12 protein-coding genes are annotated in these 14671 nt (G+C 44.9%); 8 read left to right on the top strand and 4 right to left on the bottom strand.

Translation table 11 applies throughout. The features are described 5' to 3' along the window. The first annotated feature begins 209 nt into the window (after positions 1-209). Positions 210-827: an HAD family hydrolase gene (locus QTO06_RS14325; RefSeq protein ID WP_331408621.1), complete on the top strand. Its 618-nt coding sequence runs from the start codon at positions 210-212 to the stop codon at positions 825-827. Positions 828-895: 68 nt separating this feature from the next. Here QTO06_RS14325 and QTO06_RS14320 read toward each other — a convergent pair whose 3' ends face one another. Next, positions 896-1444, bottom strand: a complete 549-nt coding sequence (locus QTO06_RS14320; protein WP_005437703.1) for a GNAT family N-acetyltransferase — start codon at positions 1442-1444, stop codon at positions 896-898. A gap of 293 nt (positions 1445-1737) precedes the next feature. Here QTO06_RS14320 and QTO06_RS14315 point away from each other — a divergent pair, with 293 nt between their 5' ends. The 4 genes from QTO06_RS14315 (at position 1738) to QTO06_RS14300 (ending at position 7324) form a co-directional block, all read left to right on the top strand. After that, positions 1738-2862 (top strand): acyl-CoA desaturase, encoded by a 1125-nt coding sequence (locus QTO06_RS14315; RefSeq protein WP_331408619.1) that lies wholly within the window; start codon positions 1738-1740, stop codon positions 2860-2862. 375 nt (positions 2863-3237) lie between these two features. Then, positions 3238-4605: an anaerobic C4-dicarboxylate transporter DcuC gene (gene dcuC / locus QTO06_RS14310; RefSeq protein WP_331408617.1), complete on the top strand. Its 1368-nt coding sequence runs from the start codon at positions 3238-3240 to the stop codon at positions 4603-4605. Between the two features lie 245 nt (positions 4606-4850). After that, positions 4851-5441 (top strand): LemA family protein, encoded by a 591-nt coding sequence (locus QTO06_RS14305; protein WP_033005634.1) that lies wholly within the window; start codon positions 4851-4853, stop codon positions 5439-5441. Next, on the top strand, positions 5441-7324 hold the full coding sequence (locus tag QTO06_RS14300) for a M48 family metallopeptidase (RefSeq protein ID WP_331408615.1): 1884 nt from the start codon (positions 5441-5443) through the stop codon (positions 7322-7324). Before QTO06_RS14305 ends, QTO06_RS14300 begins: the two co-directional genes overlap by 1 nt. Before the next feature lie 65 nt (positions 7325-7389). Here QTO06_RS14300 and QTO06_RS14295 read toward each other — a convergent pair whose 3' ends face one another. After that, positions 7390-7746 carry an NADH:ubiquinone oxidoreductase gene (locus QTO06_RS14295; RefSeq protein ID WP_331408613.1) on the bottom strand — a complete coding sequence of 119 codons (357 nt, stop codon included), beginning with the start codon at positions 7744-7746 and terminating at the stop codon, positions 7390-7392. A gap of 576 nt (positions 7747-8322) precedes the next feature. On the opposite strand from QTO06_RS14295, the gene QTO06_RS14290 reads away from it, so the two are divergent. After that, positions 8323-9555, top strand: coding sequence for an L-lactate MFS transporter (locus QTO06_RS14290; protein ID WP_009704178.1), 1233 nt, complete (start codon positions 8323-8325; stop codon positions 9553-9555). A 95-nt stretch (positions 9556-9650) separates the two neighbouring features. Further along, positions 9651-11267 (top strand): VRR-NUC domain-containing protein, encoded by a 1617-nt coding sequence (locus QTO06_RS14285; RefSeq protein WP_331408611.1) that lies wholly within the window; start codon positions 9651-9653, stop codon positions 11265-11267. Between the two features lie 18 nt (positions 11268-11285). Here the strand turns inward: QTO06_RS14285 and QTO06_RS14280 are convergent, their stop codons facing one another. Continuing rightward, the gene (locus QTO06_RS14280) at positions 11286-12359 is read right to left on the bottom strand and encodes a tetratricopeptide repeat protein (protein WP_331408609.1); all 1074 of its coding nucleotides are present in this window, start codon (positions 12357-12359) and stop codon (positions 11286-11288) included. A gap of 10 nt (positions 12360-12369) precedes the next feature. Continuing rightward, positions 12370-13692: an anaerobic sulfatase maturase gene (locus QTO06_RS14275; RefSeq protein ID WP_331408607.1), complete on the bottom strand. Its 1323-nt coding sequence runs from the start codon at positions 13690-13692 to the stop codon at positions 12370-12372. 176 nt (positions 13693-13868) lie between these two features. On the opposite strand from QTO06_RS14275, the gene QTO06_RS14270 reads away from it, so the two are divergent. Continuing rightward, entirely contained in the window at positions 13869-14657 is a 789-nt protein-coding gene (locus tag QTO06_RS14270) for a formylglycine-generating enzyme family protein (protein ID WP_005437724.1), read from the top strand. Positions 14658-14671 lie beyond the last annotated feature (14 nt).

Raw genomic sequence — 14671 nt, 5'->3', positions numbered from 1 at the left:
ATAAGCAGTGAGACATTAATCAAATATTTCGCGATGCTCTTCTTTAAATTCAGAGCTTTATATTCACAAAAAGAATCACTAGGTAACTTTGATTACTAATTAATCAGAAACTGAGAAGTGGCGCAACGTCATGTACATGAATGCCATGCAACATACAAACACCAGCACAGTGCTCACTTCCCTATTCAACTTATCAAACAAGGATGCCTATGCAACCAGTAGAGGTTAAAAATGTCGTATTCGATGTAGGTAATGTACTCGTAAGGTGGTCACCAATCGAAATCGTGAGACTGACTTTTGGAAATGATGTCGATGCCGAGGCGTTAGCAAAAGATCTTTTCATGAGTGCGATTTGGTTGGATTTGAACAAAGGGCTGATTACAGAAACACAAGCCAAGCGGCAGTATCAACTCGAAAAACAGTTTTCTGAGAGCGAAGCAGAGCGTTTCTTTTACTACGTGAAACACACCCAATTACTGATGTATGGCAGTGTGGACCTTCTAAAGCGCATAAAGTCAGCAGGATATCGTGTGTTCGCTCTGACAGACAATGTAGTAGAGATCGTTGAATATCTAAAAGCTACGTATGACTTTTGGCCGTTATTTGAGGGCACAACGGTATCTGCAGAACTTGGCTTGTTAAAGCCTCAACCAGAGATTTATCAAAGCCTATTAGAAACCCATCAACTTTTTGCGAAAGAAACCGTGTTCCTCGACGATATGCCCTATAACGTTGAAGGCGCACGCGTGGTAGGCATTGAGGCAATTCAATTTAAGCACGCAGAACAATGTGAGTGTGAACTAAAAGCCATGGGGTTGAGCTTTTAGGATTGGTTCTAACGACAAAGAGCAGCACTTGGCTGCTCTTTCCTGAATTAGGTTTCTGGTTACAACCGTTACGAGTAAACCACGTTCTCTTCGATGCCATTAACCAGTGATTGTGCATTTGACCAACGGAACACTTTCTCAAGGACTTCACCACCACCCGGCGCTTTCCAGTTGCGTTCTTGGCATTCTTGTCCACCAATATGCTGGTAGAACTGGATTGCTGGTTCATTTTGAGAAATCACTTCAAGGTACAAGCCACTGTCTTTAAAGTACTGTTGTTGCCATTCTGCAACCGCTAATAGAAGTTGCTTCCCGATCCCGCGACCGCGATAACTGTCATCCACATGAAGCGCTTCAATAAAACTGCCGCGTTCAAAATCATGATTCCCAAACACACAAACAAAACCAAGAAGAAGCCCGCCCTCTTCGGCTAACACAACATGCTGGTTAAATGGTGGGTTGGTTAAGCGAGTTTGCCAAATCAACAATTTATCGTCGATGGCTTCGCTATCAAGATAACCATCACTTAGCATACCGCGGTAGTGACGCTTCCAACTGTCCACGTGCAACTGCGCGATGCGTTCATAATCCTTATATTCCGCTAATCGTAATTCCATTACGTATTCCTATGTTCTTTTATTGCTTCTCTAACGAGCTTTGGCATTTTCCACCTCTTTAACTACATATTTTTGGCAGATTTTACAAATCTATAGCCACAGCTCATTGATTAATACTACTCATTATTCGTTTAAAAGCAAAAAATCCCACTAACTACACCAGATTATTGCGAGTTTGGCCTTAGCGATAGAACTGTCACAACTCGAAACAAAGTCGCCTAACTTTAGTTTGACTTACACGTGTACGCTGATATTCTAGCGAACAGTTGTTAGCTCAAAGTTAGGGACACATCGTGACGCATAATAAACCGCCCATTATCTGGTTGAATCTATTGATATTTTCTGCCAGTTTTATTCTGACTTTTGTTGTATTGCCTTGGTATGCATACCACTACGGATTAGGTTGGGAACATCTGATCTGGGGTATCATCGCCTTTAGTTGTACCAATCTCTCCATTACCGCGGGTTATCACCGTCTGTGGAGTCACAAAACCTATGAAGCTCACCCAGTTTTACGATTCATCTTTGCCATAGGTGGTGCTTTCTCTCTTCAAAACAGCGCAATGCATTGGTCTTCTGATCATCGTGTTCACCACAAGCATGTTGATGACAATGACAAAGACCCGTATTCAGCGAAACGCGGTTTCTGGTATTCGCATATTGGTTGGATGCTTCGAGATTACAACAAGTCAAAAGAGAACGAGTACACAAACTGTCGTGATTTGAAGCGAGACAAGATCGTTGCATGGCAGCACAAGTATTACGTTCCTTTGGCTATCGCGACTAATATCGGTTTCCCTCTTGCACTAGGTCTTATCTATGGTGATATCTTGGGAATGTTCCTGATCGTTGGTGCCGCTCGCCTGTTCTTGAGCCATCACACAACATTCTTCATCAACTCGTTGGCGCATGTATGGGGCAAACAAACTTTTACCGACAAAAATACCGCTCGTGACAATGGCATCTTAGCCTTCTTCACTTTTGGTGAGGGTTATCATAATTTCCACCACATCTTTGAAAACGATTACCGAAATGGCGTGTACTGGTGGCATTACGACCCGACTAAATGGTTGATCAAATCATGCTCTTGGCTGGGGTTAACAACCAAACTTCGTACAACATCGACGTTTCGTATCGAAAAAGCGCGCGCAACTCAGTTACTGAAAAAGGCAAAAGAAAAGTTAGAAACGAAACCAAATAGCCAATCGATTCGTGACCAACTTCAGCAGGAATTCGATGCACTCGTACACCACATGCAAGAATATTATGAAGCGCGAAAAGAAGTGCTTGGTGAGAAAACAGCAACCGTAGTGAAAAAGTACGAACGTTCCGTATCAAAGTTGAAATACGAACAAATTAAGGAAGAATTTGAACGTCAACAACGCAGTTGGAACCTCTTGGTGCGACGCTACGCATAACGTGTAACTCGCGCTTCAATATAAAGACGTCAAAACAAAAGCTCCGTTAATTCGGAGCTTTTTTGTTCAATCAAGCCCCTTTAACGTGATCTAGCTCGAACTATCGCTTTTCCCACTCTTTAATCATTTCGTACGATTTTTATTCGATAAATTGCTCATATTTTCGTTTCTTTAAAAACAACAAAACCAGTACATAACACCTGAAAAACGTAATTTAAACAATATAATCCAACGCAATTATTTATTAATCTATTATTTGTTTTAGATCATGCTAGCTCTAATTTAGTCTCGTGCCACAGAAAAGAATTCTGTAAATTCTCTGACATAAACTGAAACAGTTTCTTTCTTTTTTTCATAATATCTGGAGACAACCCTATGTTAGAGCTCTTAATTGGCTTGGTAGTGACCATTGCTGTGGGTTATTTCATTGTCAAAGGCTACAAAGCCGCTGGCGTGTTATTAACCGCAGGTATTAGTTTGCTTCTTATGACTGGTCTGCTTGGCCATGACGTTCTGCCATCAAAAGTAACCTCAACGGGTAATATGGTGACGGACGCACTAGAGTACGTAAAATACATGCTTCAATACCGTGGCGGCGGCCTTGGTATGCAAATCATGCTACTTTGTGGCTTCGCGTCTTACATGACCCACATCGGCGCAAACAATGTAGTAGTAAAACAGTTCTCTAAACCGCTTTCTGTTATCAAGTCTCCATACGTCCTTTTGGTAGCGGCTTACATCGTGGCATGTTTGATGTCTCTTGCAGTGAGTTCAGCAACAGGTCTAGGCGTGCTATTAATGGCTACCCTATACCCAATGATGACAGCAATGGGTATCTCTCGCCCTGCTGCGGTAGCAGTGTGTGCTTCACCAGCGGCAATCATTCTTTCACCAACTTCTGGTGACGTGGTTATCGCGGCAGAAAAATCAGGCCTAGCGCTTGACGTGTTCGCGGTTCAAACCGTACTGCCTGTGTCTATTTGTGCGATCATCGTAATGGCTGCAGCAGCTTTCTTCTGGAACAAATACCTAGATAAGAAAGACAACACGCCAATGGAAAAGATTGACGTATCTGAGATCAAAGCAGATGCGCCAGCGTTCTATGCGGTTCTTCCTTTCCTACCAATCATCGGTGTATTCCTATTCAACGGTCGCACAATTCCTGGCCTGACTCTAGACATCTACACTATCGTGGTAGGTTCTATCTTCTTGGGCGCTGTGATTCACTATGTGGTGAACAAGTTTGACGGTAAGAAATCACTTGAGGATCTTGATTCTTGTTATGCGGGCATGGCAGATGCGTTTAAAGGCGTGGTAATGCTGTTGGTTGCGGCGGGTGTATTCGCGCAAGGTCTTATGTCAATTGGTGCTATCGATAACCTACTACACCTTGCAGACAACGCAGGTGCTGGCGGTATCGCGCTAATGCTTATTCTAACCGGTCTAACTGTTGCTGCTGCGATTGCAACGGGTTCTGGTAACGCACCATTCTACGCGTTCGTAGAGCTTGCTCCTTCACTGGCTGCGAAGATGGGTCTCAACCCTGCGTTCCTAATCATCCCAATGCTACAAGCTTCTAACCTAGGCCGTACTATCTCGCCAGTATCTGGTGTAATCGTTGCGACTTCTGGTATGGCAAACATCAGTCCATTCGAAGTAGTAAAACGTACATCTGTGCCAGTTCTTGCAGGTCTGATTACTGTGATCATCGGTACTATGGTGCTTGTACCAATGACAGCATAAACTGCGGTTACATAACGCTAATCAGTAAAGGCTCGGCTTCTATGTCGAGCCTTTTTTATTCTACGACTCTTCTACTTACGCCCTTCTCTTCTTCATTCACCAGCCTTTCGTTTTATTAGGTCGAGCGTTTTATTAAGCAATGCGTTCCATATTTTCAAAGTGCTCCACATTCTCAGCAGTCTGATTTGCTTACTATCTCAACAGCTTATATAAAAATCCCATACATTCACAAAATGGAACTTACTATGACTTCACTTATTGTTTTTATCGTCATCATTTTGCTTATCGCGGTGTTTGCGGTCAGCATTTACAACAAGCTAGTGACGCTACGTAATCGCTTTAAAAACAGCTTTGCTCAGATTGAAGTACAGTTGAAACGACGTTACGACTTGATCCCAAACCTTGTTAGCACCGCAAAAGGCTATATGGAACATGAGAAAGAAACGTTTGAGCGAGTGATTCAAGCTCGAAACCAAGCGATATCTGGTTTAAAAGCAGCCAGCAACGCACCAGACAGCGACGCAGCCATCAGCCAATTAGCACAAGCAGAAGGCATGCTACAAAACGCGCTAGGTAAGCTAAATGTGGTTGTAGAGGCGTATCCAGAACTGAAAGCCAACGAAACCATGAGCCAACTGCAAGAAGAGCTGACTAGCACAGAGAACAAAGTCGCTTTTGCTCGCCAAGCCTTTAATGATGCAGTCACCAGCTACAACACCTACAAGCAAACTTTCCCTCCTGTCTTGTTTGCCAATATGTTTGGTTTCCAAGACGGCAAGTTGTTGGAATTTGCAGATACTGAAGCCATCCAAGAAGCGCCTAAGGTTGAGTTCTAATGAATTTCTTTGACCATCAAGATACCGCGCGACAACGCACCGGGCTTTTGGTGTTTCTGTTTTCCTTAGCGGTATTTGTCATTACGGGTTTGGTCAGTGTCCTATCAATTGGAATTTACTATGGGGTGACGGGTGAGCCATTTGATCAAAACACGGCCATTAGCTATGTCTTATTGTGCTTTGCGGGTGTCGTGTTGATCGTAGCAATAAGTTCGATGATTCGTCTATCTGACTTATCTTCGAACGGTGGCCGAGGCGTTGCAGAAAGCATCGGTGGTAAGCTGATCTCTTCCAACACGATAGATGCCAAACACAGGCGACTTCTAAACGTGGTAGAAGAAATGGCGATCGCATCAGGGATTCCCGTTCCTCCTGTTTATGTGATGCAGGAAGAACGAGGCATCAACGCGTTTGCTGCAGGTATGAGTATTGATGATGCTGTAATCGGTGTTACACAAGGCGCACTAGACACCTTCACACGTGATGAATTACAAGGCGTGATTGCTCATGAGTTCAGCCACATCTTAAACGGTGACATGCGCCTGAACACACGTTTAATCGGGGTACTCTTCGGCATCACTTGCATTGCCCATTTCGGTCATCTGGTGTTAGACAACACACACCACACCAGTCGCGTCTCAAGAAGCTCTTCCGATTCAGATAAAGGCTTCGCGGTCATTATGTTGATAGCGATTGTATGTTTGGTGCTTGGCTGGGTTGGTACTTTATTTGGATCAATGATCAAAGCAGCTATCTCACGACAACGTGAGTTCTTGGCGGACGCGAGTGCGGTTCAGTTTACTCGTAATGACCAAGGTATTTCAGGTGCTTTGAAAAAGATTGGCGGTCATGCATCTGGCTCTAGCTTGGATGCGCAAGCGAGCAGCCAAATGAGCCATATGATGTTTGGTCAGTGCAACTTATCTGGCTTTACCGGCCTATTTGCAACTCACCCACCACTTGAAGAAAGGATTCGCCGAATTGAGCCTAATTGGGACGGCAGCTTTTTGAGTAAAAGTCCTAGCCAAGGAGCAACTTTCGGTAATGAACAAGTCAGTGGATTTGCGTCGGATGCCGACTTTAGTCCCCAAGACTTAGGTACCCAGGACGTTGAGCCACACAGTGTCGCGCCAACTTCCTCAGAGTTAAGTGAGACAGGGAAACAGCTCATTAGCCAATTGCCACAAGACTTGGTCGACATCGCACGTGAGCCTTATAGCGCTCGTTTTATTGCGCTGCTGCTGATTTTTGATGGCAGCGAAGTGCAGCGTGAGATGATCAAAGGTCATATTCCAATGGTGTCGCACGCAAAGCTATTACCTTGGTTAGATTACGAGCTGCCAACGCATTTGCGCCTTCCTCTTTTGGAATTAGCGGTCCCTGCCCTAAAAGCACTCAGTGAAGGCCAAAAGAACCGACTTTGTGAAGTGCTGCGTGAATTATCACAAACTGACAATCATTACTCTCTCGGTGAGTGGTGCGTCATTAATTTACTTGAGAAGCAGCTCATCGCACCTTTTGGCTCTACTCGCCAAAACAAGACCTTCAAGCAACTCCAAGAAAGCGTACACTGGTTGCTACGTGAATTGGCGTGGGTCACGCATTCAGAAAGAGAAGGCGCACAACGCGCATTCAACGCTTCGCTCACCTCGCTAGGATTTGCAGAAACGACATTGGAAGAGCCAAACAACAACTGGCGTTTAAGCCGCGCTGCATTAGAGCTGTTGCTGCAACTGAAGCCCGTTCAACGACGTCAGTTCGTTAAAGCGTGCCGTTTGGCCATTGAATCGGATGGGAAGATCACCGTTGCAGAAGGTGAATTGTATCGAGTGATAGCATGCTTTTTGGAAGTACCAGAGCCTCCACTGACTGTGACGCTTTAAACACGGAAAGCAAAACGCCAGCGATAATCGCTGGCGTTTTTGTGTTCATCAATTGATTACTTTGATTAAGCCGCTTTGAAGCGCTCAGGAACCTTGGTGATGCTTTGACGGTAGCTGAACCATAGGTAGGTTACTGCTAGTGAGAAGAACAAGTAAGACAAAGCAAATACGATTGGAGACGTAATCAGCTCAGCTGACATACCCCACATCACACCGACCACAGTAATCGTCAATTTAGACAACATGCCACAGATCAGTAAGAACAAAGCAAGCTGTGGGAAACGCGAACTACGGAATGCGAAGAAGTAGCAGCTACCTACTGCAAGCGATGCAATAGAAAGACCTAGCATGAATGAATGGATGTGATCTGCTGATGCGACACCTGCAGAAACAGAAGCCATAAGTAATAGGAACAATTTCATAAGTCACCTCACTACAAGTAGAGAAAAGCATCCTTTCATTAATGAAAACTCATTTTTCGCCCTATTTTGCTTATCTATTTAGCAATTACAAGCACATTTTTTGCTCACTTTGTGTTCAACCCTCCCTTTGGAATCTAGTTATTACAAGCGGTTAACATTCTCGAATTTATAAACCCTTTAGATCCTGCACTTACAAAAAGCAGTCTCTATTTTGGCCACTTTTGTTACAGAACATTAACACTTAAACATTTAGAAACTTTTTGCTTAAACTGTGAGCCAAACACCCATGTTCGAGCTATCAACCTTGTTTCACTTAGGATCTCACTACCAAACCAAAGCTTCTTTACGTTAGATCAACATTTCCTTCATATATAAAACGCTCTCATTACAATCATTTTTAATGTTTCAAATTATTTTTAGCCACAGGGGTAAAAAGAGATTCCAATCACACATTTATTGGTTATAATCCGCGCTCATTACGTTATGTGTTGAAAAACGCAAACTTATTTTGAGTAAACCCTATCTTTAAACCGACCCCTCTTTGCTATCTGCCAAGAGGTATTACTGAGAACAAAAATGAGCAAGATTGATAAAGCTATGCGCATCCTGTTAGCAGGATTCTGTATCAACCTTTGTCTTGGCATCCTGTATGCTTGGAGTGTATTCAACAAAGCACTAGTGACTGAGTCAGGCTGGAGCGCAGCAGAAGCATCTGCACCTTACGCGACTGCAACTATTACTTTCTCTATCTGTCTTCTTGTTGCAGGTATTCTTCAAGACCGCATGGGTCCACGTTTGATCCTAATCCTAGGTACTGTTCTAACTGGTCTAGGCATGATCGCGTCTGGTTTTGTTAACTCACCACTAATGCTGAACATCACTTTCGGTGTGATCACTGGTGCTGGTATCGGTTTCGGTTACGCGTGTCTTTCTCCTTCAGCAATGAAGTGGTTCCACGCATCTAAGAAAGGTATGGTTAACGGCATCATCGCAGCAGGTTTCGGTCTAGCAGCTATCTACCTAGCTCCTGTGACTTCTGCGCTGATCGACAGCATGGGCATCCAAACAAGCTTCTTAGTTCTTGGTGTTGGTATCCTTGCTATCGCTGTTCCTCTAGCAGCAACAATCAACAACCCACCAGCAGACTACACGCCAGCTGAACCTAAAGTAAAAGAAGGTCAAGCACCTAAGGTTGTGAAGAAGTCTGACGACCTAACTTGGAAAGCAATGCTTAAAACGCCACAGTTCTACTCTCTATGGATCATGTACGCGTTCGCAGCTTCTGTTGGTCTTATGATCATCGGTAACATCACAACTATCGCAAGCGTTCAAGCGAACCTACCAAACGCGGTTTACCTAGCGTCTATCCTTGCGGTATTTAACTCAGGCGGTCGTGTAGCAGCAGGTATGCTTGCAGACAAGATCGGTGGCGTACGTACTCTTCTTCTAGCGTTCGTTCTACAGGGCATCAACATGGTTCTGTTCGCAACGTTCAAAACTGAGTTCACGCTAATCATCGGTACAGCAATCGCAGCAGTAGGTTACGGTACGCTTCTAGCAGTATTCCCTACTCTAACGGCTGAATTCTACGGTCTGAAGAACTACGGTACTAACTACGGCGTGCTTTACACAGCATGGGGTATCGGTGGTGCAATCGGTGCAGCTGTTGTTGGTTTCTCAATGACTAACGGTGACGGCTACGGTCTTGCTTACACTATCTCAGCAGTAATGATGGCAGTGTGTATCGTACTAGCGTTCATCACTAAACCACTGACTGAAGCGAAAGTAGCACAACTGAAAAACGCTTAATCGACAGTCCAGTTCTATTTATCTAATAGATCTGCAGAAATTGATTCGAAAAAGGCTTAACCTATGGGTTAAGCCTTTTTTATTGTTAGTTGGTTATGGAAAACACCGTCGAACTCGCGCCAGATTACTATCTCGATAACTTCTTTAAACTCACTCAGCACGCTACCGAATGGTACAGCGACTTACTTAGCCAAGATGAGCACCAATGGCTATCCGCGCTTGAGAGCTTGAACAAACCCGCACAGTGTCTTCTTGTTCGCCTATACAGCCGTAAAGGTTGCTGGTTTCGCAGCGACAAACTCAACTATCAAGAAATCGAGAATATCCAGTCTGCTTTGGATGAATTGGCAGCTCATGATTTTGTCTCGCTCTCCCCTGACCTAACAACGCAAGAATTAGCAGCGAATCTACTGACCAAGCCAGAGGTCGTCACGCTCTATCCTGAGCATCCTAAAACCCTCAAGAAAGAGGCGTTAGTGGCATGCCTAAGTGAAGAGCGTTTCGAGCTATTTGAGGCTCTGGATTTCACGGTGATTAAGCTGAACTCCGCACACATGATTGATGTTTTGCTGACGCTGTTTTTTGCGAATACCCATCAAGACCTCAGTCAGTTCGTGCTTGATGACTTAGGCTTACACCAATTCGAACAATACCAGTTAAGTAAAGCGCGTCGATTCTTCGAGAGTAGAGAGCAAATCGATCGGCTTATTGAACTCAGCCAACTCTCCAACCTTTATTGGCAATGCGACAGAAAACAAAAAGCGAACCTCGATATTCTTATCGAAGCAATGCCAGAACGGGTTGAACATCGCTACGTCGATCGTAAACGCGAGCACATGATTAACGACATTGCCCGTGATTACGAACGCATAAACGAACTTGAGATTGCAATTGCGCTGTTTGAGACGACCACACTCGCGCCAAGCCGAGAGCGTCGTGCTCGCATATACGACAAGCTAGAACAAAACGATTTATTTAGTGACATTGTCACGGAGATGCTCACCCACCCTATCGATGTCTCTGAGTTTGAGGTGGCACAGAAGCTCGAACAACGCGTTAAACGTAAACAAGGCTTGAAAGTCCCTAGAGCCACCAAGCCCAAGTGCAACGAATACCACATCGAATTGGATCTGTCCCAACAACGTGTGGAGCTGGCAACCAAAGCGCATTTCGAAAGTTTAGGTTGGATCGTTTTCTATTCCGAGAATACCCTACTCAACAGCTTGTTAGGATTGACCTTGTGGGATGCGATTTTTGCACCGATAGAAGGTGCATTCATTAACGCTTATCAACTTCGACCATTGGATTTGTATCACGCCGATTTTGCCGATAAAAGAAAGCAGCTTATCGACAATGCACTTGGGCAAGTTCAACAAGGGAATAAACCGGCGTTGTTTGATACATACAGAGATAAAGTTGGGATCAGTAATCCCTTCGTCAGTTGGGCATATGTGAACGAAGAGCTGATATCTCTAGCTCTTGAACACATCCCTAATGACCTGTTGGTCGAACTGTTTAACGTACAGTTAAGCGACTTAAAACTCTATCGAAACGGTATGCCGGATTTGATTGCTTTTAAAGATGGGAAGTTTGAATGGATAGAAGTGAAAGGTCCAGGCGATAAACTCCAAGATAACCAATGGCGTTGGATCAAGGAGTTCAATCGCCTCAATGTGCCGTTCTCAGTCTGTTATGTAACAGCACAAGCTTAGGAAAAGAGCCAAATAGCCTTAGCTGCTTACTTTGGCGTTCTTCTGACCTTTCTTCTCTTTCAATTGATCAATCACGTAGCTTGGTGCGACTTTCTCTAGTTCGCCCAAGCACTCATCTGTTTTCGGGTTGTCGTAACGAACATAGATGTCGCAAACCGCATAAAGTTGCTCTGGCGCACCAGAGATCAAATACGCTTGCTCAAAAGACTTCACCGATTTGTCTAGGTTGTAGTCTTCTTGCAGTACGCCATTGAGATACCAGTAGTAGCTGTTATCTTTCGCCATGTTGGCCGCTTTTTCGATTTCTGTCGCTGCATTCTTCTTCTCATCCAAACGTACCAGTGTCAGCGCTTTCGAATAGTGCAAAGACGCATTGTCAGGATGAAGTTTGATCGCAGAATCCAACGTCTTGACCGCATCAGCATCGCGTTGCTGCGCTCGGTAGTTGTCGGCCAAGCTTAGCCAGATTTGTGGATTTTCAGGCTGATTGGTCACCAAAGCTTGATAGATTTTATCCGCTTTATCCCATTCATGGTGCCAACGATAAACATCCGCTAACAGCAGTTTGGAGCCGTCATCTTTCTTGTGCTCTAAGTAGCTGATCAGTTCAGCAACCGGCGCTTCCAGCGTTTGCTGTTGCTCGCTGCTCACGTTGCAAAAGTCACGCACTAAGTTGGTCGCAGCAGTAATACGGACCATGGCCTCTGGATCACTCAACAGTGGCTCAATCATGCGCCAGCGATGTTCAATCGTGTAAGGTTCTGCTCCCACAATCGCGGCCTCACGAACCGCTGGGTCTTGGTCTTGAAGGCTGCGTGCAACTGCCACCAGCGCGTTTTGACTTGGATATTTTGCCAACTCATGCAACGCTTCAATGCGCTTTTCTACTGGTTGTTTCACGTCTTGAGCTTGATAAGACCACTTCGCAACCACTTGCTGTGGCGACATCTGTGCTGAATGGGTTTCCTCAGCGCTTGTCACGCTCGCAGAAGAAACCTGGTCTGGTGCTAGCAAGGTTTCATCCTGTGCGGCAACAGATTGACTCACAGTGACGCCTAGAGCGATGGCTAATAACGTTTTAGAGAAGGTCATATCAATCCCCTTAAAATTTGGTTTCGAATACAGGACGCTTCGCCGCTTGTTGGCGTAACACTGCATCACTGTATTTGCCATGTGCCACAGGGTTACCCGTTGCACGAAGAATGTATGCCATTGCCTTATCAGCATGAGAGAAGAACTTTTTCCAACCTGCACACAGGTAGTTCAACCCAGGTTCACCGTCTTTGGTGCGAATGAAACGGTTTTTCGGACACTCGCCGTAGCAAGCGAATTGGTAATCACACTGTTGGCACTGCTTGGTTAGCGAGCGAGTCTTAGCAAAGCCAAACTTTTGCTGCTCAGGACCATACGCCAAGGTGTCTAACTTTTCGTGGTGGATGTTGCCAATCTTGTATTCTGGATAAACGTAGTGGTCACAAGCAAAAACATCACCGTTTGGTTCCATTGCCAAGCCTTTGCCACAAATCTCGCCCAGTGTACAAAGTGGGTTTTTGCGCCCCATCCAAGTCTCTACACTCGCTTCAAAGTACTGCACAAACACTTTGCCAATGTCGTGTTGAATCCACTCATCAAAAATCGCGATAAGGAAGTTACCCCACGCCTCGTCTGCCACACACCAAGGCTCTACTACAGAGTCTTTGTGACCAGGAATAAGACGCTTGTCGCCTTGTTTCAGTTGCTCTTGCGGCTGCCATGTTTGAGGTGCGGTAGTACGGAACGTTTTTTGTTCCACGATGGGAATGAACTGCATTTGCGGTGAGCGTACTTCATCACGCAGGAATCGGTATACCTCAAGAGGATTGCGACTGGTTAGATTGTTCACACAAGTCAGCGTTGCGAACTTCACTTCGTGTTTGTGCAGCAGTTCAACAGCCTTCATCACTTGATTAAACGTGCCACGACCTGCGCGGTTGGTTCGGTAAGCGTTGTGCATCATTTCCGGCCCGTCGATACTCAAACCGACCAAGAAGTTATTTGCTTTTAGAAATGCACACCAATCGTCGTTGAGCAAGGTACCATTGGTTTGTAAGTCGTTTGAAATGACCACGCCTCCAGGCTTGTACTTAGATTGAAACTCAACAATCTTTTTAAAGTAATCCAAGCCCAACATCGTTGGTTCACCACCCTGCCAAGAGAAGATGATTTCCGGCGTGTTCTGTCCTTCAATGTACTGACGAATGTAGGTTTCTAACGTCTCTTCATCCATCACAGGCGTGCAGCCTTTTTTGTACTCAAGTAAGTCCTGTTTGCTGAGGTAATAACAGTAAGTGCAATCAATGTTACAAGCCGCCCCGATAGGCTTCGCCATGACATGTAAACGCTTAGAGGCTTTACCGTTGAACTGAGGACCTTGAGTAATGTGCATACGTCACCTTTTTCGTTATGAAATGCAGCTGAGAACGCTCATAAGCGTGCCATTCTCACCTTGATGACCTAATCATAAATCCCATTAATACAAGAGGCTTGTTATACCGTTTATAACCTTTTTTCATAGCGTTTATTGCTAATATTTATCGTGACTTTTTTGGCGAGAAACTATTGATGAAATCATTTAAAAGCAAATCGTTAACCGCACTTTCCATTCTATCATTCAGCGTATTAATGAGTGGTTGTGCGACTCAATCACCGCACCCTATCGCGCTCAACATTGATCAAGACATGGTGTTGGTTGAAGGCGGTTCATTTGTCATGGGATCGGACAGCGACTCCGCCAAGAAGGCAGAAACCCCAGCACGCGAAGTAAAGGTAGACGGCTTCTACATTTCCAAATTCGAGGTCACTCAAGAGTTGTTTGAATCTGTCATGGGTTCTTCAATGAGTTACTTCCAAGGTGCAGACATCCCAGTTAACAACTTGAGCTGGCAGCAGGCGAATTACTTCATCGAGAAATTGAACGAGCTGACCGGTGAAAACTACCGCTTACCGACAGAAGCGGAATGGGAGTTTGCCGCAAAAGGTGGTAACAAGAGCCAAGGTTTCACTTACGCAGGTTCAAACAACATTGCTGATGTGGCGTGGTATGCCGACAACTCCAAAAACCAAGCTCACCCCGTTGGTCAAAAGCAGCCTAATGAACTTGGTCTGTATGACATGACAGGCAATGTTGGTGAGTTCGTGATCGACGCGTATGACGATACTTTCTACCGTTATGGCCCAACCGAGAATCCAAACAACGCTAAAGATGAAAAAGCCGGCCTAGCACATAAGTCCGTACGAGGCGGTAGCTTTGCCTATGATTCTGATGAATCAGAGAATTTCCGTCGAGACTTCGCTAGCCAGTCTATAATTATGTCGGACATGGGACTTCGCCTTGCTAAAGATGCTGATTAAGCACGATTACGCAT

Source organism: Vibrio sp. M260121, assembly GCF_036533715.1.
Lineage (GTDB): Bacteria > Pseudomonadota > Gammaproteobacteria > Enterobacterales > Vibrionaceae > Vibrio.
This window is presented reverse-complemented; position numbering and strand designations above follow the sequence as displayed.

Excerpts from the sequence above, each read along its gene's own strand:
- QTO06_RS14325 (WP_331408621.1), top strand. The coding sequence starts at position 210 with ATGCAACCAGTAGAGGTTAAAAATGTCGTATTCGATGTAGGTAATGTA.
- QTO06_RS14320 (WP_005437703.1), bottom strand. The coding sequence starts at position 1,444 with ATGGAATTACGATTAGCGGAATATAAGGATTATGAACGCATCGCGCAG.
- dcuC (WP_331408617.1), top strand. The coding sequence starts at position 3,238 with ATGTTAGAGCTCTTAATTGGCTTGGTAGTGACCATTGCTGTGGGTTAT.
- QTO06_RS14305 (WP_033005634.1), top strand. The coding sequence starts at position 4,851 with ATGACTTCACTTATTGTTTTTATCGTCATCATTTTGCTTATCGCGGTG.
- QTO06_RS14300 (WP_331408615.1), top strand. The coding sequence starts at position 5,441 with ATGAATTTCTTTGACCATCAAGATACCGCGCGACAACGCACCGGGCTT.
- QTO06_RS14295 (WP_331408613.1), bottom strand. The coding sequence starts at position 7,746 with ATGAAATTGTTCCTATTACTTATGGCTTCTGTTTCTGCAGGTGTCGCA.
- QTO06_RS14290 (WP_009704178.1), top strand. The coding sequence starts at position 8,323 with ATGAGCAAGATTGATAAAGCTATGCGCATCCTGTTAGCAGGATTCTGT.
- QTO06_RS14285 (WP_331408611.1), top strand. The coding sequence starts at position 9,651 with ATGGAAAACACCGTCGAACTCGCGCCAGATTACTATCTCGATAACTTC.
- QTO06_RS14280 (WP_331408609.1), bottom strand. The coding sequence starts at position 12,359 with ATGACCTTCTCTAAAACGTTATTAGCCATCGCTCTAGGCGTCACTGTG.
- QTO06_RS14275 (WP_331408607.1), bottom strand. The coding sequence starts at position 13,692 with ATGCACATTACTCAAGGTCCTCAGTTCAACGGTAAAGCCTCTAAGCGT.
- QTO06_RS14270 (WP_005437724.1), top strand. The coding sequence starts at position 13,869 with ATGAAATCATTTAAAAGCAAATCGTTAACCGCACTTTCCATTCTATCA.